This window comes from Alistipes sp. HGB5, from assembly GCF_000183485.2.
Taxonomy (GTDB): Bacteria; Bacteroidota; Bacteroidia; order Bacteroidales; family Rikenellaceae; genus Alistipes; species Alistipes finegoldii.
The window spans coordinates 19745-46505 of the sequence record NZ_AENZ01000004.1 but is presented as its reverse complement, the minus strand read 5'-3'; the positions used below and the strand labels follow the sequence as shown (position 1 = coordinate 46505).

Below are 26761 nucleotides of genomic sequence, written 5' to 3'. Positions count from 1 at the left end.
TATCTATATTATTTTTAACAAGAGGTATAGTTGCATTAAAAAATAAAACTCTATCGTAAGATTTATCTTGTGGCACAATGTTCCAATAAATAGCCGTAACATCATCCACTCGTTCAAAAACATCCTCATAACTTAAGGTCTGCCACTCATTATTCTTTTTGTCATCTTTAAAAAGAATTTGAAAGGCAATTTGTTGCATTGAAAGGATAGACAATATTTTTCTAACAAGTTTCACTTGGGCGGCAGAACCTACATAGTTACGCATTGAACCGCCCAAAGAATCTCCCTTGATCAACAAAAAACGATTTTCCAATTCATCTACAAAATTTTCACCTGCCGGAGCAAGAAATTCTGAAATTAATATCCTTATAGCTTCGGTTTTATCTTCTTCCGTGAAATATTTAAAGGCCTTATCAGAAAGTCCCGATGCGGTTAATAGACTATTGCGGATCTCTTCAATATTCAATAAATCCGAAGGAGATGCAGCTTGGGAAGATAAGCTCTTTAAGGTTCTAGCCTGCTCTATATAGGGTTGAGCCTTATAATTTTTAGCACGTGCAGCTTCAATGAAACCAGCTCTCGTCTGTTCTCGTGATGTAATGAGGTCCTCAGCACATTGTATGTATTGATATTTATCCATTTCTATCATAGTTGAGTATATTGAATTGACAAATATATCAAAAATCCGCATGCGCCGGACAGGGAACTGCACGGCACATGCGGATCGGTCGGATATTCCGGCCCGTCAGACCCCGAACAGGAAGACGAAGGGTTTGTCGCTCCTGCGGAATTCGGCCGTGGCGTCGCCCGTGTAGGTCCGGCCGCCGACCAGCTTCAACACCCGTTCGGGCGTGCCCTTGCCGAAGTCGATCTTCGCCAGATCGACCCGGAAAGTCTCCATGGCCAGCGTCGGCTCGAAATAGTAGACCCGGTTTTTCTGGTCGCAGACCGTGCGCCAGCGCGTCGAGGAGATGTGGGGCTTGTCGGGCGTCGAGATGCCGTAAGGCACCGAGACGTTGCGCATGACCGACATCACGGCCGGGACGGCGATTTTCGGATCGGGACTCTTCACGACGGCGTTGATGTAGAACGACGCGCGCACGAAGCGGTCCGGAGCGCGGTTGGTGCCGGGAAGCATCGTCAGACCGCCGATCTGCCGCCAATAGTCGAGGATCGCCAGCTGCTGGTCGTAGAAGGGCGAATTGGTCATCACCTGATACTGGCGGCCGTGGTGAATCACCAGCCGGCCGTCGATGTATTCGAAGATGGCGCTGTCGCCCGAAGGATCGGAGACGGCCAGATGCAGGCGCGACTGTACGCCGTTCGGAAGGTCGGGCGCGTCGATGCGGAATTTCTCCTTCGAGAGTTCGGCGACCGCCTCGTCCACCGTGGCGAAATTGTCGAGTACGTACTGCGTCCAGATGCTCAGTCCCATGACGGGCCGCGTGTCGCCCGGCCGCTCGTAGACCGATTCGGGCAGGAAGAGCAGGTTGGCGACCAGCCCGGCCTCGTTCATGCCGTCGGTGATGCCGATGTCGTAGCCCGCGGCCGAAAGGGAGCCGTATTTCGACGTCCAGAAGACGGTGTCGTCCGTATTGGCTCCGCGGCGGGCGGTGCCGCGCGGGAAGATATAGAGGTTGGTCAGCGGGTCTTCGCGCCAGTCCATGGTGCGTCCCGTGACGGTCATGCCGTCGGGACCGAGATAGACGGCGCGCGTGCAGGCTTCCGGCTCTGCGGGAAAAACGGCCAGCGCAGCGGCGCCGAACACGGTCAGAAATTGTGTTTTCATAAGCATAGATGTATTTACTCCGATGCAAGATGCAAATCGGATGCTAAAAGGTACGAAAAATTACCGGGAATAACAACGGAAAAAGTCCGAAAAATCTGAATATCCGGTTTTTAGTCTGCATTAACCATCGCCGCCGGAACCCACGCCGCGGTCACGGCGGAAGGGAACGCCGGACAGGATCGGCGGATACAACGGCGGACACAACGCCGGATACAACGGCGGACACAACGCCGGACACAACGCCGGACACAACGGCGGACACAACGGCGGACACAACGGCGGACACAACGGCGGACACAACGGCGGACACAACGGCGGGCCGGATTATTTGCCATTCAGGGGAGGTTGTATTACCTTTGCGGAAAATCCCGAAAAGTCATGAAGCAATATTTTTCCGTCGCACTGGCAGTTCTGTTCTGCGCCCTGATGCCGGCGGCCTGCACGACGCAGACCACGGCCGTGAAATTCATGAGTTACAACATCCGAAACGGCCGCGGAGCGGACGACGTACAGGACCTCGGCCGCATCGCCGAGGTCATCGGCCGGGTCGCGCCCGACGTGGTGGCCCTGCAGGAGGTGGACAGCGTGACGGGACGCATGAACGGCCGCTTCATCCCCGAAGAGCTGGGCCGGATGACGGGCATGCACGCCCGTTTCTGCCGCGCGATTGATTACGACGGCGGAGGTTACGGCATCGGGCTGCTGTCGCGCGCCGAGCCGCTCTCGGTGCGCCGCATCCCGCTTCCGGGACGCGAAGAGGCGCGCGTGCTGCTGATGGCGGAATTTCCCGGCTATGTGGTCTGCGTCACGCATCTTTCGCTCTCGCCCGAAGACCAGCGCGCATCGCTGCCGATCATCCGTCAAGCCACCGACACCTGCCGCAAACCCGTGCTGCTGGCGGGCGACTTCAACATGGACGACGCCGAGGAGGTACTCGGCGGGCTGGGCGGCGAATTCAGGCCGCTGTCGGACACCGCGCAGCTTACGTTCCCCTCGGACCGTCCTTCGATACGCATCGACTACATACTGGGCCGCGGCCTGCCGCAGTCGGCGAAAATCGCCGAACGCACGGTGGATTACACCACCGTCGCTTCGGACCACTGCCCGCTGTGGGTGTCGCTCGTCTGGTAGACTCCGGAGCAGGGGCCCCATATACCATTTTACACGACCGTTCGTCAGCACCTATTTTGCCGCTTCGCGGCACTAAGCTCCTGCCTGAGGCGGGGGTTTGGGGGTGGGTCAGAATTGCAAACGACGCCGAAGGCGGCGAAAACGACCGGCGGTTTTCCCATGCGGTATAATTTGTATATAGATGCTAAAATGCTATCTTTGCAGCAGACATCCGCTCAGACAGACAGCGGCCCGGCGCCCGGCCCGCACTGTCTTTGCCGCAAACTCCGACAACATGCAGATCAACAAAGCCGAATTCAAGTGCAGTTCCGAGCGTATTTCGCAGGTGCCCAAAGACGCGCTGAAAGACATCGCCTTCATCGGGCGCAGCAACGTCGGCAAGTCGTCGCTCATCAACATGCTCACCGGACGGCAGGGGCTGGCCAAAGTATCGGGAACGCCAGGCAAGACACGGCTCATCAACCACTTCCTGATCGACAACGCATGGTATCTGGTGGATCTGCCCGGCTACGGATACGCCCGCACGTCGAAAACCAAACGCAGCGAGTTCTCCAAAATCATCACCGACTATGTGCTCAAGTGCGAGAAGATGCACTTCCTGTTCGTATTGGCGGACCTCCGGCTCGAACCCCAGAAGATCGACCTGCAGTTCATCGAAATGCTCGGCATGAACGGCATTCCGTTCGCCGTGATATTCACCAAGGCCGACAAACTCTCGAAAACGCAGCGCGAAAAGAGCGTCGAACGCTACCGGGCGGCGCTCGCGGAGCAGTGGGAGGAGCTGCCCCGGATGTTCGTCTCGTCGAGCCAGCACGGCACAGGACGCGAGGAGATACTCGGTTTTATCGGCGAATGCCTGAATGTTTAACCGATTGTTGAAAAAAGGTCGTCCGGAGGGAACGTTTTTTCGCCGCGTTGTCCTATATTTGCACCATCAAAAATCCATCTTCTATGGCTATCCACAAAATCAAAATTTTCTCAGGTCGCGGCTCGGAATATCTGGCCGAGAAAATCGCGGCAAGTTTCGGTACGACGCTCGGACAATCGGAAGTCCTGCGCTTCAGCGACGGTGAATTCCAGCCCTGCTACAACGAGTCGATCCGCGGCTGCACGGTATTCATCATCCAGTCCACGTTCCCGCCCTCGGACAACCTGATGGAGCTGTTGATGATGATCGACGCCGCACGCCGCGCCTCGGCCTACAAGGTCGTGGCCGTGATCCCCTACTTCGGGTGGGCGCGGCAGGACCGCAAGGACCGTCCCCGCGTGCCGATCGGCGCCAAACTGGTAGCCAACCTGCTGATGGCCGCAGGCGTGGACCGCGTGATGACGATGGACCTTCACGCCGACCAGATTCAGGGATTCTTCGACGTTCCGGTCGATGCGCTCTATGCCAGCGGCATCTTCATTCCCTATATCGAAAGCCTGAAAATCGAGGACCTCTCGATCGCCGCTCCCGACATGGGCGGCGCCAAACGCGCCAACACCTACGCCAAGCTGCTCGGCACCCCGATCATCATTTCGCACAAGGAGCGCGCCAAGGCCAACGTCGTGGGCAAAATGACCGCCATCGGCGAGGTCGAAGGCCGCAACATCCTGATCGTGGACGACATGATCGACACGGCGGGCACGATCTGCATGGCCGCCGACATGCTCATGTCGCGCGGGGCGAAGAGCGTCCGCGCCGCCATCACCCACCCCGTGCTTTCGGGCCCGGCTTACGAGCGCATCAACGACAGCGCGCTGGAGGAGGTGATCGTGACGGACACCATTCCGCTCAACCCCGACAAGGACCTGCACAAATTCACGGTGCTGACCATCGCCGACATGTTCGCCGACGTGATCGAGCGCGTACACAACTACAAGGAAATTTCGTCGATATTCTTCAAATAGGAATACCCCGGAGGGCGAACCGGTTCGGGCGGGTGCATTGTAGCGGAGATTCGGCCCGTGCACTGCGGCGGAGATCCGGACGAAACGTCCATTCGGAGAAGGCAATCCGGCAAAGGAGCGGTTCGGCGGAGATTCGGCCGGCGCATTGTAGCGGAGATTCGGCCGGCAACTCCAAAGAGAAGATTCGGCGTAAATGCGTTTCGGAGCCGGAACGCATTTCGCAAACCGTACAGGGCGGGACGCATCACAAATGCGTTCCGCTTTTTTCAACCGGAAGAGGGAGGTTTCGGAAATTCTTATTACATTTGCGCTGAGGCGGAGACTCCGCCCCGCAACGAACGAAAACCGATAAAACAATGATGTTCATTCACCCGCTGTTTCTGGGCAAAATCGGCCTGACGGAAATACTGGTCATCCTGCTGATCGTCGTCATCTTCTTCGGCGGCAAGAAAATACCCGAACTGATGCGCGGCATGGGCCGCGGCGTCAGGGAGTTCAAGGACGCCATGGAAAATCCCGCGGCAGGCGACGAGAAGAACGGGAAAGAGCAGGCCGCGCCGCAGGAATCCCGGAAAGAAACCCCCGAAGAAAAGAAATAAGCCCGCATGTCCGGCCAAAAACGCAGCGACACGGACGAAATGACCTTTGCCGAGCACATTGACGCGCTCCGGCCCCATTTGGTGCGCGGTGTGCTGGCGATACTGGCGCTGGCCGTGGCCGCATTCCTCTGCAAAGGGCTGCTGATCGACGGAGTGCTGTTCGGCCCTATGTCGGCCGGATTTCCGACCAACCGGCTGCTGGTATGGATGGCCGGACTGGCAGGGATCGAATTCGTGCCGGGGATCGAGCGCATGCAGCTCATCAATACGGCGATGGCCGGACAGTTCAACCTGCACCTCAAAATCTCGATGGTCGCGGCCTTCTGCATCGGATTTCCCTACCTGCTGTGGGAGTTGTGGCGCTTCGCGCGCCCGGCGCTTACCGAGCGCGAACTGCGCGGATGCCGGAGATTCGTGTTCTATGTCTCGGCGGGATTTTTCGCGGGACTGCTGTTCGGCTATTTCGTAATCGCGCCGCTGACGATCGGATTCCTGTCTCAGTACAGCGTCAGCGAGCAGGTGACCAACATGATCGACGTCGGCTCCTACCTCTCGACCGTGCTCAACGTCTCGATCGCCTGCGCCGTGGTGTTTCAGCTGCCGCTGCTGGTCTATTTCCTGACCCGCATGGGTCTCGTAAGCCCCGATTTCCTGCGCCGCTACCGCCGCCACGCCCTCGTCGCGCTGGCGATTCTCTCGGCGGTCATCACCCCGCCCGACGTATTCAGCATGATTCTGGTCCTGCTGCCGTTGTTCGGATTGTACGAATACAGCATCCGGATTTCGGAACGGACGCTGCGGAGAAGCTCCGGGACGGAGGGAACAACAACGGAGGGGAAATAGACTCCGAACGAACAAAAGAGGCGTCCTGAAAACAGGACGCCTTTTCTTTCAGCCGTGCCGGACATGCAACCGCCCGGTCCATTTCCGCTCCATTTTTCGCCGGAGTCCGGAGCTATTTCAAGGGCGAATCGGGTTCTTTGGACATCACCAGATAGAACATCCTGTCGAGGAAACCCGGCGCGAATTTCTTGACGAAATGGGTGGCGCGCCCCTCGCTCTCCATCAGGCAGAGACGCTTGCGCTTCAGGACGCCGCGGGCGACGATCCGGGCGACCTCGGCGGAAGTCATCATCTTGGCCTCGTTGCGCGGGGTTTCGCCCTGCGCAGACCCGTCGGCCGTGAGGGCCGAGAAGCGGACGTTCGAAGCCGTGAAGCCGGGGCAGGCGATCATGACGTGCAGGCCCTTTTTGAGATTCTCGATGCGCAGGGTTTCGAGAAAACCCGTCATGGCGTATTTCGACGCCGAATAGCCCGTCCGCCCCGGAAGACCGTGCAGCCCCGCGACGGACGAGATGCCGACGATGGAACCGTGCGACTGCTGAAGATACGGCAGCGCGAATTTGCAACAGTTGACCGTGCCCCAAAAGTTGACGTCCATCAGGCGGTGAAGCACGCCGAGGTCCACGTCGTCGAAGATCGCACGCATCGAAAGCCCGGCATTGCAGACCAGCACGTCGATTCCGCCGAACTCGTTCACGGCGGTCTCGATCAGCCGGCGGCACTCGTCCACGTTCGTCACATCGACGCCGCAGTAGGCGGCCTGCCCGCCCTGTGAGCGGATTTCGCCCGCGATGAGCTGCAGTTTCTGCACGCTGCGCGCACCCAGCACGACCCGCGCGCCCTGCGCGGCGAATTCGCGTGCCATCGCCTCGCCGATGCCCGACGAAGCGCCCGTCACGATGACGACTTTATCCTTAAAGTTTTTCATATCAATCGTTTATTTCAATTTCCAAAGTATCGTAGGCCATATGCACATGGGGCGGAAGGGTCGGCTCCGTCTCGGCGTGCAGGCCGATGTCGTGGGACATATGGGTCAGGTAGGCTTCGCGCGGCGAGACACGGGCGATCAGCTCCAGCGCCTCGGCCACATTGAAGTGCGAATAATGCTCGGCAAAACGGAGCGCATTGACTACCAGCACGTCGAGACCGGTCAGTTTTTCGACTTCGGCGTCCGCAATGGTCTTGAAGTCGGTCAGGTAGGCCAGCCTGCCGATGCGGAATCCCGTCACCGCAAAGCGTTCCGAATGGTGTCCCGAAACGGGGAGGATTTCGACGCCTTTGACGCTGAAAGGCCGCGTAACGTCGATCTCGTGCAGTTCGATTTCCGGAACGCCCCGGTACTTGTCCTGCGCGAAGGCGTAGTCGAAATCCTTGCGCACGACATCGAGGGTGTGCGGAGCCGCATAAAGGTCGATGCGGTGAATCGTCGGCGGGTAATCGACGAAATTGAAAGCCCGCACGTCGTCCAGCCCGCCGATATGGTCCTTATGTTCGTGCGTCAGCAGAATGGCGTCGATACGGCGGACGCCGGTGCGCAGCATCTGACAGCGGAAATCGGGTCCGGCGTCGATGACGATGCGCACGCCCTGCGTCTCGACCATGGCCGAAGTGCGCAGACGGTCGTCGCGCCGGTCGGACGAAGTGCAGACCCGACAGCGGCATCCGATGACAGGGACCCCCTGCGAGGTGCCCGTTCCCAGAAAGGTAAGTTTCATGCAGACAAAAATAGTAAAAATATGGCGACTGCGCACCCGCGCCGGAAAGATTCTCCGCACGGACTTTCGGATAAGGCGCAAAACCGGATATGAAAAAAACGGAGCGTCAAGGAGGGGCGGAGCGTCGGCAGGGAAAAGCAGGCGGAGCGTCAGCCGGAGAAAAGCGGACGGAGCGTCAGCCAGAGAAAAGCAGGCGGAGCGTCGGCAGGGAAAAGCAGGCAAACAGTCGGCAGAGAAAAGCAGGCGGAGCGTCAGCGGGAAAAGCGAGCGGAGTGTCAGCCAGAGAAAAGAGGCGGAGCGTCGGCCGAAGAAAAGCGGACAAACCGTCGGCACGGAAACAGGCGGCGGAAGCGAAAAAAGCCGCAGGATGTTTCCTGCGGCTTTTCAGCATTTCCGGACAGCGGGCGGAACGCCCGGCGATCAGTAGGTCTGCTCGATATTCCAGACGAAGGCCCGCGAGCCCTGCAGTTTGGTGGCGGCGTCCATTTCACGGAAGGCCGCCATCAGCGGCGCGACCTTTTCGTCGTCGACGATCGCCATGATCGAAGCATTCATCGACGGCCACGCATGCGTGCCGTAATGCGGTTCGCCGTCGACGGAGCCGCGGCCCTCGGTCAGCGCCCAGCGGGTGAAGCCGCGGATGCCCTGCTCGTCGAGGATGGCGTTCACACGGTCGGTAAGCGCCTGATTATAGGATAAGAATACTGCTTTCATAATCGTTTTACCTTAATTAATGCACACTCGCCTGATGTTCGGCCGACAGACGGGCCAGTTTCTCCTTCTCCTTGCGCTGGGAACGGTTCACGAATACCGAATAGAGCGCAGGAATGATAAACAGCGTCAGCAGGGTCGAACAGGTCAGACCGCCGATCACGGCGATACCCATCGGCTGCCACGTCTCCGAGCCTGCGCCCGTACCGATCGCCAGCGGCAGCATGCCCAGAATAGTCGTGAACGAGGTCATCAGCACGGGACGCAGACGGCTCTTGCCGCCGGCGATCACGGCGTCGAAGACGCCCGAACCGCGCTCGACCAGCAGGTTCATGTAGTCCACCATCACGATACCGTTCTTGGTCACGATACCCACCAGCATGATGGCGCCGATCAGGGCGATGAGCGACAGTGGCGTGGAGGTCATCCACAGCGCGAGGAACACGCCCGTGAAGGCGAACGGAATGGTGAACATGATGATGAACGGGAACAGCAGCGACTCGAACTGCGTGGCCATCACGATATAGACCAGAATGACGATCAGGATGAACAGCACGCCCAAATCGCCGAAAGCGTCGCCCTGATCCTCGACCGTGCCGCCCACTTCGAGGTCCACGCCGTCGGGGATGTGGTATTCGGAGATCAGCTTTTCGACCTCGGCCACCACGTCGCCCAGCGCGACGCCGGCGCCCAGCGTCGATTGCACCGAGATCACGCGCTGGCGGTTCTCGCGCTCGATCATCGGAGCGGCATACTCCTCCTGCACCCGGCCGACCTCCTTGAGTTTCACGGGGCGGCCATGCGCGTTGTAAAGCGTGATGTTCTCCACGTCATCGACCGAGGTGCGGAACGGCTCGCCGTAGCGTACGACGATGTCGTATTCGTCGCCGTCCTCGCGGTACTTCGACGCCACGAGACCGTCGATCCGGTTTTTCACGGCCTGCGACGCAGTGGCGCTGTTCATCCCGTAATACGACAGGCGGTCGCGGTCGAAGACCACGTTGTATTCGGGGCGCAGGTCGTCGCGCGAAAGTTTCACGTCGCGCACGCCCTTCATCCCGCGCATCTTCTCCTTCAGGTCGTTGGCGATGGCGTTCGTGACGTCCATATCATAGCCGAAAACCTTGACATTGACCGTCGCCGAGCCGCTCATGCTGCCCGACATGCCGCCCGGCGTCACCGTGTACTGACGCACTTCGGGAATCCGGTCGAGGTCTTCGCGCAGCAGGTCGGAAACGACGTAGATCGAACGCTCGCGCCCCTCGACATCCGTCAGACGCATGTTGTAGTTGATGATATGCGAGCCGGTGGTCTGCATCGCGGCGAAGGCGTTGTCCGAAGAGTTGGCTCCGGCCGAAGCCGACACCAGCACAATCTCAGGATATTTCGCATAGATGATGCTGTCGATCTGCCGGGCGATGCGCGCCGTATACTCCACGCCGATATTCTGCTCCAGCTCGACCATCGCCGAGATACGGCTGTTGTCCGAAGGCGGGAAGAACTCGGTCGGCACGCGGGTGATCAGTCCCAGCGAAACGACGAAAAGGCCCATCATCGAGAAGATCGTGATGCGGCGGTGGCGGACCACCCAGTTCAATGAACGGGCGTAGATGTCGTCGAGCCATTCGAGCGCACGGTCGATCGGCTTGTAGACGATGCCGACGCCTTTGTAGTCGTGTACGCCTCCGTCGAGTTTGAGGAGGTAGGCCGACATCATCGGCGTGAGCGAGATGGCCGCCGTCGTCGAGACGCAGACCACGATCGTCACGATCCAGCCCAGCTCGCGGAAGAGGATACCGGCCATGCCCGGCACCATCGTCAGCGGCAGGAACACGGCGACGACCACCAGCGTGGTGGCGATGACCGACAGCCACACCTCGTTGGTGGCGTAGATGGCGGCCTCCTTGGGACTCGATCCCCGCTCGATATGGGTCGTAATGTTCTCCAGCACCACGATGGCGTCATCGACGACCATACCGATGGCGATCGAGAGCGACGAGAGCGAAATGATGTTCAGCGTCGATCCCGTGGCGAAGAGGTAGATGAACGAGCAGATCAGCGAGACGGGGATCGTCATGCAGATGATAAGCGTCGCCCGCCAGCGTCCGAGGAAGATCATCACCACCAGCACCACGAAGATAAAGGCGTACATGATGGTCTCCGAGAGCGACCCGATGGCGTCGGTGATCTCCTGCGAGCCTTCGAAAATCAGCTCCATCTTCACGTCCTTGGGCAGCGTCTTCTGGATTTCGGGCAGACGCTTCTGGATTTCGTGGACGATATTCACGGTATTGGCGCCCGACTGTTTCTGGAACATCACGCGCACGCCGCGCTGGCCGTTCACACGTTCGTCCATGGTGAATTTTTCGAGCGTGTCGCGGATTTCGGCCACGTCGGAGAGCATCACCGTGCGGCCCCCGGCGTTCGACACCACGACCTTGCGCAGCTCGTCGCTGAGTTTGAACTCGCCGTCGGCCTTGATGTTGAAGGTGTTGTTGCCGATGTCGATCGTGCCGCTCGGAATATTGACGTTCTCGGCGGCGATGATCTGGCCCAGCTGCTCGACCGTCAGGTTGTAGGCGTCGAGCTTGGCGGGATCGACATTGACCTGCACCTCGCGTTCGGGCGCACCGATAACGGAGACGGCACCCACGCCGTCCACGCGGTTCAGCACGTTGACCAGCTTGTCGTCGAGCAGTTTGCTAAGGGCCGGATAGCTCTCCTCGGCCGTGACGGCGATCATCATCACGGGGATCATCGAGGTCGAGAACTTGAAGATCGTCGGATAGTCGATGTCGTCGGGCAGCATGGACTGCACGCGGCTCACCACGTCGCGGATCTCGTTGGCACCCTCATTGAGGTCGGAGCCGTACTCGAACTCGACGGTAATCATCGACACGTTGTCCTGCGATTTGGAGGTCAGTTTCTTGAGGTTGCTCACCGTATTGAGGTTGTCCTCCAGCACGCGGGTGATGTTGGTCTCGATCTCCGCGGCGTTGGCGCCGGGGTACATCGTAATGACCGAAATCTGCGGAATCTCGATCTCAGGATACTGGTCCACGGCCAGATTCATCAGCGAGAAGAGTCCGAAGACCATCACGCCGACGAACAGCAGCACCGTGGAGACCGGTTTGCGGACCGCACTTTCGTAAATTTTCATATGCGTCGGGGCGTTTAATTCTGTTTGACTTCGACCTTGGCGCCGTCGAAAAGCTTCGACAAAGCCGTCACGGCAACCCGCTCGCCCGGAGCGACGCCCGAAAGGATGTCCACGCGGTCGCCGACCTGACGGCCCACCTCGACCCGGCGGCGTTCGGCGACGCTGTCACCCTTGATGACATAGAGGAACCGCTCGGCGGTGCCCACCTGTTTCTGGACCGCCACGTCGGGCACCATGACACCCTCTTTCTCGCCCATGTTGAATCCCGTGCGGGCGAACATGCCCGGACGCAGCGTACGCTTGGCGTTGGGCACCTTCACCTCGACCTTGAACGTGCGGGTCGCGGGATCGAGCGCCGGATAGATCAGCGACACGGTGCCGGGGAAGGTCTCGCCGGGGAAGATATCGACCTTCAGATCGACGGGCATGCCGACCTTCACGTTGCGGAAATACTGCTCCGAAATGTTGGCGACGACCTTCAGCGGATCGATCTGCATGATATGCAGGATAGGCTGCGCGGCGAACAGGTCGCCCGACTCGTAGTTGCGGGCCGTGACGACGCCCGTAATGGGCGAATGGACCTCGATATTCTTCTTGAGGTTGGCGACCACTTCGCGCTGCACGTCGAGCTGGGCCTTGGCCTGCTCGATCTGCTGGGCCGAGATTCCCCCCGCCTCGTAGACCGGAAGCAGGCGGTTGTAGTCATCCTCGACGGTCTTCAGCTGCACGAGCTGCTGGGTGTACTGCGTGGGGTCGAGCGTCACGATCAGCTGCCCCTGACGCACGGGATCGCCCACCTCGACCAGAATCCGGTCGATATGCACGCCCGACGCCGCGGGCGTGATGTCGTTCTGCTTGTAAGGTTCGATTTCGGAGGTGAACTCCTCGGCAAGCTGCACCGGAGCTGAGACGGCCGTCTCGGTTTTGGTCAGCACACGGGTCTCCTGCTGGACGTCGGCGGTTTTTTTGCCCGTGCAGCCGGCGAGGGCTGCGGCGGCGATCAACATAACTGTTAAATTCTTCATAGGTTTTATCTGTTTTTCGATTTTATGCTAATTCTCCTTGCCGACGATGCGGTCGTACTCGGCCTTGGCGGTCAGGTAGTCGAAAATCGCCTGCGAAAAGTTCAACTCAGCCTGCGTCTGCGCCAGCTGCGCGCTGTTCAGTTCGAGGATCGTTCCCGCGCCCGCACGGTAGCGGGTGTCGGAGATGCTGTAGGCCTTGCGGGCCTGCGCGACGGTCAGCTCCTGCGCATACATCGTCTCGCGCGCGGTGAGCAGGTCGTTCAGGGCCGCGCGGACCTCGACGTCGATCTGCTGCCGGGCATAATCCCGCTGGAGACCGATCTGCGAAATCTGGTTCTTGATCTCGCGCGACCTGTTCATCTTCGTAAGGCCCGAAAAAATAGGGATCGAAACCTGCAGGCCGGCCGACATCGGGTGCTGCCACCAGAATTTGGAACCGTCGAGCACGTCGCCCGGCTGTCCTCCCTCCGCGCCGCCGAAATTGAGCTTCGTCATGTCGATATCGTTACCGGTATAGGTCGCCGTAAAGAATGCGGTGACCGTGGGCATGCGTCCGGCGTTCGCCACTTTGAGCTGACGTTTGAGCAGATCCTCCTGCAGTTCGAGCGTACGCAGGTCGGAGTTATCCTGCACGTCGGTCGTCAGGCCGTCGGTTCCCGCCAGCACCGCGTCGCGCATGGCGTCCAGCTCTCCGACGACTTCGATTTCGACGTTCTCAGGGATCGAAAGGTACATTTTGAGCATCAGCTTGGCCAAGCGGATCGAATTCTCGGTCTGCAGGATCGAGGGCTTCAGGTTGCTCAGCTGCACCTGCGCCGTAAGCAGGTCGTATTCCGACGCAAGTCCGTTGTCGTACTGCAATCTGGTGTCGTCCACGGTGCGCTGCACGGTGGCCTGAGATTCGCGGAGCACTTCGAGCGACTGCTCGGCCAGCAGAATGTTATAGAAGGCCTTTTTGACTTCGGCGACCAGCGTAATCCGCGACGAGCGCGCCGACTCCACGGCGGCAGCCCGCTGGACGTCGTTCATCTTCAGCGTGCGGAACACCGCCGGAGCGAAGAGCGTCCACGTGGCGTCGCCCTGCGCCGCCAGCGTATTGTCGGCTCCGAACGAAAGCCCCTTGGTCATGCTCTGCTTGACGATCGAGCGGGTATAGGTGCCGCCGACCGAAATCTGAGGTATCCAGCTCCCCCACGTCTGCCGCTTCACATAGTCGAAGCGCTGCACCTCCATTTCGGCGACCTTGACGGTCGGGTTCTCGCTCAGCGCCAGATCGAGGGCCTCACCGAGCGTGAGACGCATTTGTGCCGCAGCGCCGAAAACGCCCGTCGCAGCAAGACACACGGTTAAAATCAGTTTTTTCATAAAATATCCCAAATTCAATTTTTATTTGCCGTACTTGGTCAGTTCGTATCTTTTCAGGTTGTCGTCGATCAGCCGCAGCCCCTTGGCCGTCGAAATGCCGCGGAAGAAATTGCTGATTATCTGCACGAAGGCTTCGCGTTCGGTCATTCCGGCGGGCAGCATCAGCTCCTTGCGGGTCACCAGCGCGGAGGCCGTGTAATAAAGCACCGAGATCGCCAGATCGATATTGATGTTATCGACGAACAGGCCGTCGACGATACCCTGATCGAGCATGCCGCGCAGGCTGCGCCGGTTCTTTTCCATGCCTTCGCGCGTCAGTTTGTCATGGACGGCGGGATAGAATTTCTTGAGATTGTCCATCATGCGGCTGGACACCTCGGCCTTGTCCATCACCTGCGCCAGCACCATGAACATGGCTTCGAGGACGTTGCGGGCGTTGGCAGTAAGTTCGGTCCAACGCTGCCGGTCACGCTGGAAGTAGCGCTCCATCGCCAGATAGAGCAGCCCTTCCTTGTCGCCGAACAGTTCGTACAGCGTACGCTTCGATACGCCGAGATGCTGTGCAATGTCGTCCATGCGCACGGATTTGATGCCCTGCGTGGCGAACATCTGCATCGCTTGGTCGATTATGCGTTCTTTCTGGGGAGGGGTCATGTCTTCAGTCGTTTTATTCGAGGGCAAATATAGCAATAAAACTCACGAAACCAAAAAAGTTTTCTGTTTTTTGGAGTTTTTACCGCCGATTATGCCCTGAACAAGCAGAAATGCAGACAAACAGAACAATCGGAGCCGGAAACCGGGGCCGAAAAGAAAACTTATTGAATAATAAAACAGGGAAAGGAAAGAGATTGCAAGAGGTGGCTTCGGCGTTACGGATTCCGGATCAGGCAGATGTTTCGGGCAGGTCGAACGGCACTTCGAAAATCATGCGGCAGCCGGACGCATACTCCGGATCGACGAACAGACGCCCCCCCCCAGTTTCACGGCGATAAGCCGGCAGATAGGCAGTCCGAGTCCCGTCCCCTGCGAAAAGGGATCGAGTTTCACGAAACGCCCGAAGACCTCTTCGCGCAGGTCGGCGGGAATGCCCGGCCCGGTATCGGTCACGGAGAAGCGCAGCAGCCGTTCTGCGGGCAGGCAGTCGTAAGTCAGGGTAATATGTCCGGAGAGCGTGAATTTGGCGGCGTTGCGGAGCAGATGCAGCAGCACCTGCTCGATACGCTTGAGGTTGGTGCGCACCACGGGATCGGAGACCGGAAGTTCGTCCAGCAGGCTCACGCCGGGATGCAGTTCCGGCAGGGTGCTCTCCACGCAGTCGTTGCAGAGGTTGTTCAGCGCCGTGACGTCGCAGCGAGGCAGGTCGCCCGTCTGGTCGAGGTAGGCGACTTCGAGCACGTCGTCGAAAAGCCGCAGCAGGGTCGCACTGTTGGCTTCGATGATGGAGGCATACTCGCCCGTGGCGGGCTTGTCGCGGAATTCGGACGCCAGCACCTGCGAAAATCCGACGATCGAATTGAGGGGCGTGCGCACCTCGTGCGACATATGCTGGATAAATTCGGTCTTCATGCGGCTGGCCTGCTCGGCCTGCTCCTTGGCTTCGAGAAGCTCTTCGCCGCTGATCCGCAGATGCTCGTTCTGGGCCAGCACCGTCGCTTCGGAGGCCTTGAGACGCCGGTTGAGCTTCATCATGCGCGCATATCCCACGCCGCCCGTCACCAGCACTCCCGCCAGCAGGCAGATAATCAGATAGGTGTTGCGCAGGCGTTTGCGCTGGAGGTCGTACTGCAGCTCCTTGGTTTCGTTGTGCAGGCGGCTGATTTCGAGAATTCCCGAAAAATCGTCCGTCGCAGTGCGGATTTCGCGGTTGCGCACCGAGTCCGACAGACGGATGTATTCCCGGTAATTGGCCGCGGCCCGCTCCATCTCACGCAGGTGCCAGTAGACGTCGCCAAGCTCCTTGGTCAGCGCATAGTTGTTGAACCCGGAACTGCGGATCACCGTGTCGCGCTGCGTCTCCAGAATCGTCTCCAACGCCTTCCCGTACTGGCCCGAAGCCTTGAAATAGGCCGTTCGCAGATAGCTCAGCCCGGCCGTATGGAACCGCAGCGAGGGGTCGCGGCGGAACAGCTCCTCCGAAGCCTCCAGCCGTTTCTTCGCCTCCGCGAAATTTTCAGTCCGGATATAGTAAAGGCCGAAGCCCTTATTGACGGTAAATTCCTGATAGGTGGTCCGCTTGGGCAGCGACGCGGCCTTCTGCAGCGCGACGAACGCCGAATCGGGCATATCCAGCTCCAGCGCGCACTGCGCCAGCGAAGCGTACTGCGTCGGCAGGTTGATGTCGTCGATGCCGTTGTGTTCGAGCACCTCGATCTGGCGGCGGAAGTTGTCGTAAGCCATCCGCTACGCGCCCTGCGTCAGGTAGAGGTTGCCGAGCATCCGGTAGCAGGAGGCGACGCCTTCGGGGTAATCGTCGTCCTCGGCTTCGGCGAGCATCTTGCGGGTCTCGTAAATCGCCGTGTTGGACTGGTTCTGCTTGATATAATAGGTAATCAGGCGGCTCGACCAGACGAAATAATAGAAATAGCGCAGGTCTTCCTTGGGATGCCTGCGGCAGAATTCCTGCACGCGCCGCACGCCTTCGAGGATTTCCGCCCGGTCGTTCTTGTAGTAGAAATGGTCGAGACGGACGCAAAGCGCGATAGCCTGCATCCTTACGTTGCGCGCGGCTTCGGCCCGCCGAAAGAGCGTGTCGCACATTGCAGGGGCTTCGGCATCGGCGCGGTGCGCCTTGCAGAGTTTGTAATACGCCGTCAAAGCGCTGTCCGCCGGTTGTGAAGGAGTCTGCAAAGCCCGTTCGCCCGCCCGCATCGGGAAGGCATGGGAGAAAGCCATGAGGATGCAGACCGCAAAAGCGGCGAGAGATGACGGAATCCGCATGTATAAAGTGACGTTAAGCGCTACAAAGATAGCATTTTCAACCGGAGAATCAACAGAAAAAGTCCATTTTATCGAATTTGCAAAAAAACCGCCGCGTAAAATTACGCGGCGGCAAACTCGGCGGAACAGCGTTCCGACCATCGGGCGTTCCGTTCGGAGCCGTAAAACAGAGCCGTCCTTTCCGACGTCCCGTCCGGTCCCGCGAAACGCTCCCGTCCTATTATCGGGTGACCCGTTCGAGCCAGCGTACCATCGACAGCATGACGAGCATCGACAATCCGCAGGCGGCCACGAAAACGAACCACGTAGCCCACATCGGGGTGTGCAGATAAAGCCATCCGCCCACGAACAACAGTGCGTTGCCCACGGCCGTGGCAGCCAGCCAGAAGCCCTGCATCAGACCCTGCATGTGCGGCGGCGCGACCTTCGACACGAAAGCCAGTCCGAGCGGCGAGATGAACAGCTCGGCGACCGTCAGGATGAAGTAGAGTCCCACCATCACCCACGGCGTAACCAGAATCGACTGCATCTCGTCGGCCTTCATGCCTGCGAGGGCGGCCTTGCCGGGCAGCGCCAGCGAAAAGAACATCAGGAAGAGGTAGGCCGTGGCGGCGATACCCATACCGATGGCGATCTTCATCGGCGTCGAGACCTCGACGTTGCGTTTGCGCAGCCAGCCGAAGAACCACATGATCAGCGGCGTGAGGGTCACCACGAAGAACGGGTTGACGCTCTGGAAGATTTCGGCGCCCTTGATGACCGTGAAGCCCAAGTCTATGTTGATGACGTCCAGATTCACGTAGTCACGGGCGAAGTAGGTCAGCGAATAGCCGTTCTGATGGAACGAAACCCAGAAGAAGATCACCACGCCGAACACGGCGAAAAGCGCATAGATGCGCTGGCGGATCTCCTGCGCCGACATCGTGATCTCGGCGGCGGAAGCCTTCCCGCCCTTGGCCGCAGCCTTCTGCGAGGGATCGGGGAAGCGTTTCTTGTTCGACATGTAGATCATCAGCGAAACGAGCATCATCACGATAGCGGCGATGAAGGCGTAGTGGAAACCGCGGTTGAAAACGTCGAGGTAGCTGTTGCAGAAAGCGTGCAGGTCACCGACGGGCGACCCGTCGAGGTAAGCCGAATTGGCATACGAGGTGAGGTTGGCAAGCCCCTCGCCGGCCATGTCCTGCCCTTTGGCAAGGTATTCGTGGCAGAGTTCGGGCAGTTTGGCGTTGTAGTCGAAATTATTGACCTTGAGCCACCAGTTGCGCACGCCGATGGCGACGAACGGCGCGAAGAAGCCGCCGATGTTGATGAACATGTAGAAGATCTGGAAACCCGACTCGCGCTTGGCGCTGAACTCCTTGTTGTCGTACATCTGCCCCACCAACGCTTGGAGATTGCCCTTGAAAAGGCCGTTGCCGAAGGCGATGACCAGCAGTCCGAGGCAGGTCAGCGTCAGATAGAGCGGCAGGCTGGGAACCGGCGTGGGCGTGGGAATGGCGATCAGCAGGTAACCCAGCGACATCACCACCAGCCCCCACATGATGGTGCCCTTGTAGTTCTTGGTCTTGTCGGCGATGATACCGCCGACAAGCGCCAGCAGGTAGATCGAAGCGTAGAATCCCGAATAGATGTAACCCGCCGTGGCCTCGTCGAGACCGAACTTGGCGGAGATGAACAGGGTCAGGATCGCCATCATGATGTAGAAACCGAATCGCTCGCCCATATTGGCCAAAGCCGCGGCGATCAGTCCTTGGGGTTGTCCTTTCATAAGTTAATTTTTGGTGTTAGTAATAAATGATTCGTTTTTTGTTTGCTGACAAAGATAGAAAAATTTTCCATATATTTGTATAAACACAAAACCGGTTATGGAAAAAACGACCCGCAGGCTTCCGATCGTCGAACGCGACGAGTGGCTGCTCCCCGCAGAGCAGGAGCTCAATAACCGTTACGAGCGGTATATGGACAAAATGAATGCAATCGTGCAGGCGGCGGGGTCGCTCGTCGATTACGCCAACGGCTACCGCTATTTCGGCTGGCAGCGCGACGAGACGCTCGACGGCTGGTGGCTGCGCGAATGGCTGCCCGGAGCGCACGACGTCTACGTCTTCGGCGATTTCAACAACTGGCAGCGGACCGAAATCCGCATGCAGCGCGACCGCCACGGCGTATGGAGCGCCTTCTTCCCCACGGCGATGTACCGCGACAGGCTGGTGCACGGCTCGCTCTACAAGCTCCACGTCCATGGCGACAACGGCTGGCTGGACCGCATTCCAGCCTACGCGACGCGCGTAGTGCAGGACGAGGAGACGAAAAACTACACGGCGCAGTTCTGGGCGCCGGAGCCGTTCGACTGGCGGGGCGACGCATTCGACATTTCGAAAAACGGGAACCTGCTCATCTACGAGGCACACGTGGGCATGGCGCAGGAGAAGGAGGGCGTCGGGACCTACCGCGAATTCACGGAGAAGATATTACCTATAATAAAAAAGGACGGCTACAACGCCGTGCAGCTCATGGCCATCGCCGAACACCCCTATTACGGGTCGTTCGGCTACCATGTGTCGAGTTTCTTCGCCCCGGCATCGCGCTGCGGCACGCCCGAAGAGCTGAAGGAGCTGGTGCGCCGCGCCCACGAGCTGGGGCTGGGAGTCATCATGGACCTCGTACACGCCCACTACGTGAAGAACCTCAACGAAGGCATCAACGAGCTGGACGGCACAGACCACCACTATTCGCTGCCCGGAAAGGCGGGCTACCAGCCCTATTGGGACTCGATGCTCTTCGACTACGGCAAGGACGAGGTGCAGCATTTCCTGCTTTCGAACGTCAAATACTGGCTCGACGAATTCCATTTCGACGGCTACCGCTTCGACGGCGTGACCTCGATGATCTACCACCACCACGGCTACGTCGATTTCGACTGCCGCGAACGTTTCTTCGACGCGGGGGTGAACGGCGACGCGCTGACCTATCTGACGCTGGCCAACCGGCTGGTGCACGACTTCCGCGCGGGCGACGTGACCATCGCCGAGGACGTGTCGGGCATGCCGGGGATGTGCATTCCCGACACGGACGGAGGCATCGGCTTCGACTACCGGCTGGGGATGGCGATTCCCGATTTCTGGATCAAGCAGCTCAAGGAGGTGCCCGACGAGGAGTGGAACATCTGGGAGATGTGGAACGTGATGACCGACCGCCTGCCCGAAGTGAAGACGGTGGCCTACGCCGAGTCGCACGATCAGGCGCTGGTGGGCGACAAGACGCTGGCGTTCAGACTGATGGACAAGGAGATGTATTTCAACATGGACCGCGCGTCGCAGAGCGTGGTGATCGACCGCGGTATGGCGCTGCACAAGATGATCCGCCTGATGACCATTTCGACGGGCGGGCAGGCCTACCTCAACTTCATGGGCAACGAGTTCGGGCATCCCGAATGGATCGACTTCCCGCGCGAGGGCAACGGCTGGAGCTACGCCCACGCCCGGCGGCAGTGGTCGCTGGCCGGGAACGGGTTCCTGCGCTATGCATGGCTGGGGGATTTCGACAAGGCGATGATCAAACTGGTGAAGCGGTACAAGGTGCTGGCCGACGGCTACGCGTGGAATCTCGTGATGGACGAATGCAACAAGACGATGGCCTTTGCCCACGGCGACCTGCTGTTCGTCTTCAACTGGCACCCCTCGGCGTCGATTCCCGACTACGAGCTGCCCGTGCAGGCGCCCGGCAAATACGTGCCCCTGCTCTCGACCGACGAACGGCGTTTCGGCGGGCAGGAGCGGCAGGCGATGGACGGCGAGCACTTCTCGTTCCCGGCGCAGGACGGGGATAACACCGAGCGGCCGCATATCCGCATCTACAATACTTCGCGCACGGCGACGGTATATCTGAGAACCGACGGACGACAACCCTCCGCCGTGACCGGGGAGTGAACGGTCCGGAGAAAGGAGGAGGAGGCCGGGAGGAACAGCACGGAGAAGGGCCAAGGCCGGAAAAGCCGGGGAGGAACGGGGCTGGGAAAGTCCTGCTGCGATAAAGGGAAATGCCGAAAAAACAAGGCTGGAAAGCAAAAGCACGGAGAGGAAACAAGGCCGCAAAAGCCGGGGAGGAACGGGGCTGGAAGACCGCAAAAAAAACGATAACGATTAACGGCAGGGAATATCCCTGCCGTTAATCGTTACCGAGCAACACGAATCGGCGGAAGTCAGCGCGCCCCGTCGGCGGGATAGACCACGCCCAACTGGCGGCGCACTTCATCGATGATCTCCAGCGTCGCAAGCGAATTGGCGTGGCTGTTGACCGCCGATTCCGGGCGGCCCTGTTCGATCAAATCAATGAACTCCGCGATTTCGTAATAGTAACGGTCCCGGTCCGGCTCCACACCGACCGATTCGCCGACAGTCTCCGGGCCGCGGTCCGAAGCGGCGCCTCGGCGCGGGAAACGGGTCACACGGTGTATGTCGTGGATCGTATCCAGCAGCAGCGTACCCTCCTCCCCTTCGATCTCGGAGGGCAGGCGCGAATCGGCGATCTTGGAGTAGAGCACCGTGGCGTTCATCCCCTCGTAACGGAAATTGACGGCGCCCTGACCGTCCGCCCCCGAAGAGAGCACGACACCCTGCGCATCGACGGCCTGCGGCCGCCCGAAAAGCGCGACCATCGGGTAAACCGTATAGACGCCGATGTCCATCATGGCGCCGTTGGAAAGCGAAGGATCGAAGGCGTTGAGCACGACGCCCTCCCTGAACTTGTCATAGCGCGAGGAGTACTGGCAGTAGCTGGCGAAGTAGCGGCGGATCGTTCCCAGCCGGGGCAGCTGCTCGCGCACGATCCGGAAATTGGGATTGAGCGTCGCAATCATGGCCTCCATCAGCACGACGCCGTATCTGCGCGCGGCTTCGATCATCGCACGGGCTTCACGCGCATTGGAGGCCAGCGGCTTCTCGCACAGCACGTGTTTGCCGCAGCTCATGCAGAGGATGCTCTGCGACGCATGCAGGGCGTTGGGCGAGGCGATATAGACGGCATCGACGAGCGGACTGCGGGCCATCTCTTCGAGCGAGGTGAACGTATGCGGAATCCCGTGCTTCGCGGCGAAGGCATCGGCCGTAGCCTGATTGCGCGAACAGATCGCCGCCGCCTCGAAGCGCGGGTCCTGCCGGGCGCCGGCAAGCACCCAGTCGGCGATAAAGCCCGTACCGACCATTCCGAAACGAATCTTTCCTTTCATACCTATGCTGTCAATATATTGTTATAGAGTACGTTCGTAAATCCGGGACTCCGCACCCCACGGGTGATAGCCCTGTCCGAGATAACGGAAGCCCCACTTTTCGTACAGCCCGGCGTGATCGGTGCTGAGGTAGAGCTTGCCGAATCCTGCGCGGCGGGCGTCTTCGGCCGCACGGTCGAGCAGCAGCCGTCCGTAGGCGTGTCCGCGCAGACGCTCCTCGACATAGAGGGCGCAGGCCCACGGCCACAGGTCCATGCGGCTGATAAAGTCGTTGGCGATCAACCCTGCACAACCGACCGGCTCGCTGCCCGACATCAGCAGGTACCACTGCGGAAGCGGACCTGCGGCGCTGACAGCGTGGCGGATGCAGTCCTCATAAAGAACGGGCCGCACTTCGGGCCAACAGGCCGAAATATAGCCGATCGCGGTATCCGCGAATTCGGGGTGCTCCCTGACGGAGACGATTCTCATGGTCGGACGGTTATTTCGCCGTGATGCGTTTCACGGCGGCGGCGACTGCGGCATAGAGCGCAGGCAGGTCCACGCCCGCCACACGGCGGTTTTCGACCACGATGCGGCCGTCGACCATGACCGTATCGACATCCGACGCCTTGCCGCAGTAGACGATATTCGACACCAGATCGTGAACGGGCTGCAAATGGGGTTTCTGGAGGTCCACGACGATCAGGTCGGCCAATGCGCCCTCGCGGACCACGCCCAGTTCGCCTTCGGCGTAGCCCAAAGCGCGGGCGCCGTTGACCGTCGCCAGCTTCAGCGCTTCGTAAGCCGGGAGCGCGACGGGGTCGCCCGTGGCGGATTTCTGCAGGAAAGCCGCCGTGCGCACCTCCTCGAACATGTCGAGGTCGTTGTTGGAGCAGGTGCCGTCGGTGCCGATGGTCACCAGCGCACCCGCGGCGCGCAGCCGCTCGACGGGCGCCACGCCGCTCGAAATCTTCATGTTACTCTGCGGGTTGTGCGACACGGCCACGCCGCGCGCGGCCAGCGTCGCAATATCGCTGTCGGTCAAATGGATGCAGTGTGCGCCGATGGTGCGGGCGTCGAGCATGCCCAGCGCATCGAGGTGTTCGACGGGCGTCATGCCGTATTTCTCGCGCACGATGCGCACCTCGTCCTGCGTCTCGGCGATATGGGTCATCAGGTGCAGTCCGTACCGCTCGGCCGTCTCTTTGCCGCGCCGCAGGTTTTCGGGCGACACGGTGTAGGGCGAATGGGGTGCGAGGGCGATCCGGACCCGGTCGCAGCAGGCGGCGAGTTCCACCGCCTGCCCCACTTCGGGAAGCACCTCTTCGACGTTGCTGTCAAAATAGTTGCAGCCCAGCATCGCGCGGATGCCCAGCCGCTCGGCCACTTCGACGCAGCGGTTCTCGTGGTAATACATATCCACGAACGAGGTCACGCCGCCCAACAGCATCTCGACAACGCCGAGAGTCATTCCCAACGCCACGTCGTCGGCCGTCTGCCGCGCTTCGAACGGCCAGATATAGTCGTGGAGCCACTCCATCAGGGCGATATCGTCGGCATAACTGCGCTGCAGCGTCATGGCGGCGTGGCAGTGGGTATTGACAAGCCCCGGCATCAGCAGCCGGCCCGTGCAGTCGATGATCCGCGCGTCGGGGTGTGCGGCGCGGAATGCGTCGGCTTCGGACGCGGACTCCGTGACCAGCGCGATGCGGCTGCCCGCGACGCCCACGAAACCCGTAAAGGTTTTGGGACTGCCTTCGTCCGCCGTCATCGGCAGAATCGTGGCGTTGGAAAAAAGAATTGCCATAAATAGCGTAGTTACTTTATTGTAGTATATGTATATTATTCGGCCCGCGGATCGACTCCGACGGTCGTTGCCGCCGCCAAAGGCGGCGTTTGCAAGTCTGCCCTTCCCTGAATCCCCTCCTCGGAGAAGACTTCCCGCATGCGGGCGGATTGCGGGCGGAAACTTCAGCCGCCCCCCGAAACCGTCAAGCCCCCGGAAACCCGAAACCACCAGTCCCCGGAAACCCCGCCCCGACCCGGAAAGGCAGTCCTACTTATCTTTCTTATACTTTATCTTCACCTCCCCGGTCTTGACCTTGCGGGGTCCCGGATCGATCGAGTTGCCCTGCACGGTGATTACGTCGCGGCCGTCCACCGAATTCGAGTAAATCTGAATCACCTTGTTGAAGACGCCCGGTTCGCTCTTGTGGGGTTCGTAGATGATGCTGATGGTTCCGCTCTCGCCCGGAGCGACCGGCCGTTTGAAGTACGACGCCTTGAGACACGAACACGAGGTGATGACGCGCGTCACGACCAGCGGCACCGTGCCGTCGTTGGTGAAGGTGAATTCGCGCACCAGATCGCCGCCCTTGCGGGGCACGTCGCCGAAATCGTGGCTCGCGACCTCCATATGCAGATGCGCCCCCTCGATCTTCGCGGGCTGCTGGGCGCGGCCCGCCGCAAAGGTCAGGCATCCGAAAAGTGTCAGTAATAAAAATCGCATTGTCTTTCGTTTCAAAAATTACTCCATACGGAAAACATAGGTGATCGTTCCGCCCTGCACCGCCGCACGGCTCTCGGTAAAGCGCGCCTTGCGCGCCGCGGCTTTGGCGGCTTCGACCAGTTCGGCGGCGTCGGTGGTCGAGCCTTTCGGTTCGTAGGCCGCACTCGTGACCCGTCCCGAAGCATCGACCGTCACGCGGACGATCACCTTGCCGCTCTTCGAACCGGGGTACGAAGGTTTGGGCAGGTCGCCCACCAGCCCGCGCCCCTGCAAGCCCTGATCCAGCTGGTCCAGCCCGTCGGGATTGAGTCCCGGACCGGTGCCGCTGGCCCTGTCCTCGCCTTCGGGAGCACGGGGATTGCCCGCGTTGTCGGGTTCGTCGGCGCCGCCCTTGTTCATGTTGAACAGCGCGCGGGGATTGGGCGTCTGCGTCGTCTCGTCCTTGCCGGAGACCTGCGCCGTCTGCTCGACGGGAGCCGTGCGGTCGTGCACGCGCGGCTCGGTGGCCGTCCTGACGCGCGGCTTGGGCGGTTCGGGCGCAGGCGGCTCGGTGAAGTCGATCGTGATCGTATCGCCCGGCTTGTCGTGGATCTGCCGGAAGTCGAACGAGACCAGCGCGAACGAACCGATCAGCAGCAGCGCGTAGACCGCCGTCGCAACCGTCGCCCACCTGCGGGGATTCCTGTTATTTGGATCGTAATAATACATAAAACCTGATTTTGGCGACGGCTGCCGCCGCCGGACGGCGTCCGTCAATTCGGCGCCGTCGCCAGAATTAACTTGTAATTGTTGTCCTTGGCGATATTCATCACCTTGACCGTCTCGCCCACGGCTACCGTCTCGTCGCAGTGCAGCGACACGGTGGCGTCCTTCTGTCCGTCGAGACGCGTCTTGAGCGCACGCTCCACGCCCTCGATCGAGCCGACCTCCTGCAGTTCGACGTAATAGCGGTACTTGCCGTGGCCCGCATCCTGTATCGAAACCGTGGTCATCGCCTTGTCCTTGAGCTGGTTGGAGCTTTTCGGCAGCATCAGCTTCAGGGCATTGGGATTGATCAGCGTCGTAGCGATCAGCAGAAACAGCAGCAGCAGGAACATCAGGTCGGTCATCGACGATGCCGAGAAGGACTTATCGACCTTCGATCCGTGTTTAATTGCCATAGCGCGTTATTTTTGAACGGGTTGATTCAGAATGTCCATGAATGCGATCGAGTTGGCCTCCATCTGGAACACCAGCTTCTCGATGCGCGCGACGAGGTAGTTGTAGCCGAAGTAGGCCGGGATGCCGACGATAAGACCCATCACGGTGGTCACCATCGCCACATACATACCGCTCGAAAGCAGTCCCAGATCCACCGTGCCGCCTGCGGCCGACATGTCCATGAAGGTCTGCACCATACCGAGCACCGTACCCAGAAAACCGATCATCGGGGCGCCGCCGGCGATCGTCGCCAGAAACGGCAGGCCGTTTTCGAGCTTCGAGACTTCGAGGTTGGCGACGTTCTCGATGGCCGTCTGCACGTCGCTCATCGGGCGTCCGATGCGCTCGATGCCCTTCTCGATCATGCGGGCGATCGGCGTGTCGGTCTTCTTGCACAGATTCACGGCCGTCTGGATCTTGCCGTCGGAAATGTAGTCGCGGATGCGGTTCATGAAGTTCATGTCCAGCACCGAAGCCTTGCGGATAGCCATGAAACGCTCCACGAAGATAAAGATCGTCACCCCGCCCAGAGCCAGCAGCGGCCACATCAGCCAACCGCCCTTGGTAAACAGCGTCCACAATCCCATACGGGTCTCCTCACTGGTGGCCACCGCCTCGGCAGCCTGCAAAAAAGTCATCATAGTGTTTTAGAAATTATAGAAGTTTGTCATT

The 26761-nt window shown here is 59.8% G+C and carries 25 protein-coding genes; 6 read left to right on the top strand and 19 right to left on the bottom strand.

The window, feature by feature from the left end:
- A partial coding sequence (locus HMPREF9720_RS01000) for an AvaI/BsoBI family type II restriction endonuclease (protein WP_039939478.1) occupies positions 1-649 on the bottom strand: 649 nt, incomplete at its 3' end.
- 96 nt (positions 650-745) lie between these two features.
- A complete protein-coding gene (locus HMPREF9720_RS00995; protein WP_175282383.1) occupies positions 746-1789 on the bottom strand; it encodes a linear amide C-N hydrolase in 1044 nt (347 codons plus the stop codon).
- Between the two features lie 378 nt (positions 1790-2167).
- Between HMPREF9720_RS00995 and HMPREF9720_RS00990 the strand changes: the two genes are divergently transcribed.
- The 5 genes from HMPREF9720_RS00990 (at position 2168) to tatC (ending at position 6255) form a co-directional block, all read left to right on the top strand.
- Positions 2168-2920, top strand: a complete 753-nt coding sequence (locus tag HMPREF9720_RS00990) for an endonuclease/exonuclease/phosphatase family protein (RefSeq protein ID WP_009596255.1) — start codon at positions 2168-2170, stop codon at positions 2918-2920.
- A 274-nt stretch (positions 2921-3194) separates the two neighbouring features.
- Positions 3195-3788, top strand: coding sequence for a ribosome biogenesis GTP-binding protein YihA/YsxC (yihA, locus tag HMPREF9720_RS00985; RefSeq protein WP_009596237.1), 594 nt, complete (start codon positions 3195-3197; stop codon positions 3786-3788).
- 83 nt (positions 3789-3871) lie between these two features.
- The gene (locus HMPREF9720_RS00980; RefSeq protein WP_009596248.1) at positions 3872-4813 is read left to right on the top strand and encodes a ribose-phosphate diphosphokinase; all 942 of its coding nucleotides are present in this window, start codon (positions 3872-3874) and stop codon (positions 4811-4813) included.
- A gap of 356 nt (positions 4814-5169) precedes the next feature.
- On the top strand, positions 5170-5412 hold the full coding sequence (locus HMPREF9720_RS00975; RefSeq protein WP_009596234.1) for a Sec-independent protein translocase subunit TatA/TatB: 243 nt from the start codon (positions 5170-5172) through the stop codon (positions 5410-5412).
- A 6-nt stretch (positions 5413-5418) separates the two neighbouring features.
- On the top strand, positions 5419-6255 hold the full coding sequence (gene tatC, locus HMPREF9720_RS00970; protein WP_009596241.1) for a twin-arginine translocase subunit TatC: 837 nt from the start codon (positions 5419-5421) through the stop codon (positions 6253-6255).
- Between the two features lie 112 nt (positions 6256-6367).
- Here the strand turns inward: tatC and HMPREF9720_RS00965 are convergent, their stop codons facing one another.
- The 10 genes from HMPREF9720_RS00965 to HMPREF9720_RS00920 form a co-directional block, all read right to left on the bottom strand.
- On the bottom strand, positions 6368-7183 hold the full coding sequence (locus HMPREF9720_RS00965) for an SDR family oxidoreductase (RefSeq protein ID WP_009596236.1): 816 nt from the start codon (positions 7181-7183) through the stop codon (positions 6368-6370).
- A 1-nt stretch (position 7184) separates the two neighbouring features.
- The gene (locus tag HMPREF9720_RS00960; RefSeq protein ID WP_039939476.1) at positions 7185-7970 is read right to left on the bottom strand and encodes an MBL fold metallo-hydrolase; all 786 of its coding nucleotides are present in this window, start codon (positions 7968-7970) and stop codon (positions 7185-7187) included.
- Between the two features lie 420 nt (positions 7971-8390).
- Positions 8391-8684: a PG0541 family transporter-associated protein gene (locus tag HMPREF9720_RS00950; protein ID WP_009596264.1), complete on the bottom strand. Its 294-nt coding sequence runs from the start codon at positions 8682-8684 to the stop codon at positions 8391-8393.
- Positions 8685-8700: 16 nt separating this feature from the next.
- A complete protein-coding gene (locus HMPREF9720_RS00945; RefSeq protein ID WP_009596246.1) occupies positions 8701-11841 on the bottom strand; it encodes an efflux RND transporter permease subunit in 3141 nt (1046 codons plus the stop codon).
- A gap of 14 nt (positions 11842-11855) precedes the next feature.
- The gene (locus tag HMPREF9720_RS00940) at positions 11856-12866 is read right to left on the bottom strand and encodes an efflux RND transporter periplasmic adaptor subunit (protein WP_014774297.1); all 1011 of its coding nucleotides are present in this window, start codon (positions 12864-12866) and stop codon (positions 11856-11858) included.
- 27 nt (positions 12867-12893) lie between these two features.
- Complete coding sequence (locus tag HMPREF9720_RS00935; protein ID WP_175282382.1) at positions 12894-14231, bottom strand: TolC family protein; 1338 nt, start codon at positions 14229-14231, stop codon at positions 12894-12896.
- Positions 14232-14252: 21 nt separating this feature from the next.
- A complete protein-coding gene (locus HMPREF9720_RS00930; protein WP_009596261.1) occupies positions 14253-14885 on the bottom strand; it encodes a TetR/AcrR family transcriptional regulator in 633 nt (210 codons plus the stop codon).
- Positions 14886-15155: 270 nt separating this feature from the next.
- Complete coding sequence (locus HMPREF9720_RS00925) at positions 15156-16628, bottom strand: sensor histidine kinase (protein WP_009596238.1); 1473 nt, start codon at positions 16626-16628, stop codon at positions 15156-15158.
- 3 nt (positions 16629-16631) lie between these two features.
- Entirely contained in the window at positions 16632-17168 is a 537-nt protein-coding gene (locus HMPREF9720_RS14765; RefSeq protein WP_022044035.1) for a hypothetical protein, read from the bottom strand.
- A gap of 220 nt (positions 17169-17388) precedes the next feature.
- Positions 17389-18939 (bottom strand): peptide MFS transporter, encoded by a 1551-nt coding sequence (locus HMPREF9720_RS00920; RefSeq protein ID WP_009596240.1) that lies wholly within the window; start codon positions 18937-18939, stop codon positions 17389-17391.
- 97 nt (positions 18940-19036) lie between these two features.
- On the opposite strand from HMPREF9720_RS00920, the gene HMPREF9720_RS00915 reads away from it, so the two are divergent.
- Positions 19037-21100 (top strand): alpha-amylase family glycosyl hydrolase, encoded by a 2064-nt coding sequence (locus HMPREF9720_RS00915; protein WP_009596230.1) that lies wholly within the window; start codon positions 19037-19039, stop codon positions 21098-21100.
- A 272-nt stretch (positions 21101-21372) separates the two neighbouring features.
- Here the strand turns inward: HMPREF9720_RS00915 and HMPREF9720_RS00910 are convergent, their stop codons facing one another.
- From HMPREF9720_RS00910 to HMPREF9720_RS00880, 7 genes are all read right to left on the bottom strand, one after another.
- Positions 21373-22398 carry a Gfo/Idh/MocA family protein gene (locus HMPREF9720_RS00910; protein WP_009596263.1) on the bottom strand — a complete coding sequence of 342 codons (1026 nt, stop codon included), beginning with the start codon at positions 22396-22398 and terminating at the stop codon, positions 21373-21375.
- A gap of 21 nt (positions 22399-22419) precedes the next feature.
- A complete protein-coding gene (locus HMPREF9720_RS00905) occupies positions 22420-22869 on the bottom strand; it encodes a GNAT family N-acetyltransferase (RefSeq protein WP_009596250.1) in 450 nt (149 codons plus the stop codon).
- A 10-nt stretch (positions 22870-22879) separates the two neighbouring features.
- Positions 22880-24187, bottom strand: a complete 1308-nt coding sequence (locus HMPREF9720_RS00900; protein ID WP_009596254.1) for an amidohydrolase — start codon at positions 24185-24187, stop codon at positions 22880-22882.
- A gap of 249 nt (positions 24188-24436) precedes the next feature.
- Positions 24437-24889 carry a DUF1573 domain-containing protein gene (locus HMPREF9720_RS00895; protein WP_009596253.1) on the bottom strand — a complete coding sequence of 151 codons (453 nt, stop codon included), beginning with the start codon at positions 24887-24889 and terminating at the stop codon, positions 24437-24439.
- Between the two features lie 18 nt (positions 24890-24907).
- Positions 24908-25597: a TonB family protein gene (locus HMPREF9720_RS00890; protein ID WP_009596262.1), complete on the bottom strand. Its 690-nt coding sequence runs from the start codon at positions 25595-25597 to the stop codon at positions 24908-24910.
- Positions 25598-25641: 44 nt separating this feature from the next.
- On the bottom strand, positions 25642-26049 hold the full coding sequence (locus HMPREF9720_RS00885) for an ExbD/TolR family protein (protein ID WP_009596235.1): 408 nt from the start codon (positions 26047-26049) through the stop codon (positions 25642-25644).
- Positions 26050-26055: 6 nt separating this feature from the next.
- Positions 26056-26730 carry a MotA/TolQ/ExbB proton channel family protein gene (locus HMPREF9720_RS00880; RefSeq protein ID WP_039939472.1) on the bottom strand — a complete coding sequence of 225 codons (675 nt, stop codon included), beginning with the start codon at positions 26728-26730 and terminating at the stop codon, positions 26056-26058.
- Positions 26731-26761: the final 31 nt, after the last annotated feature.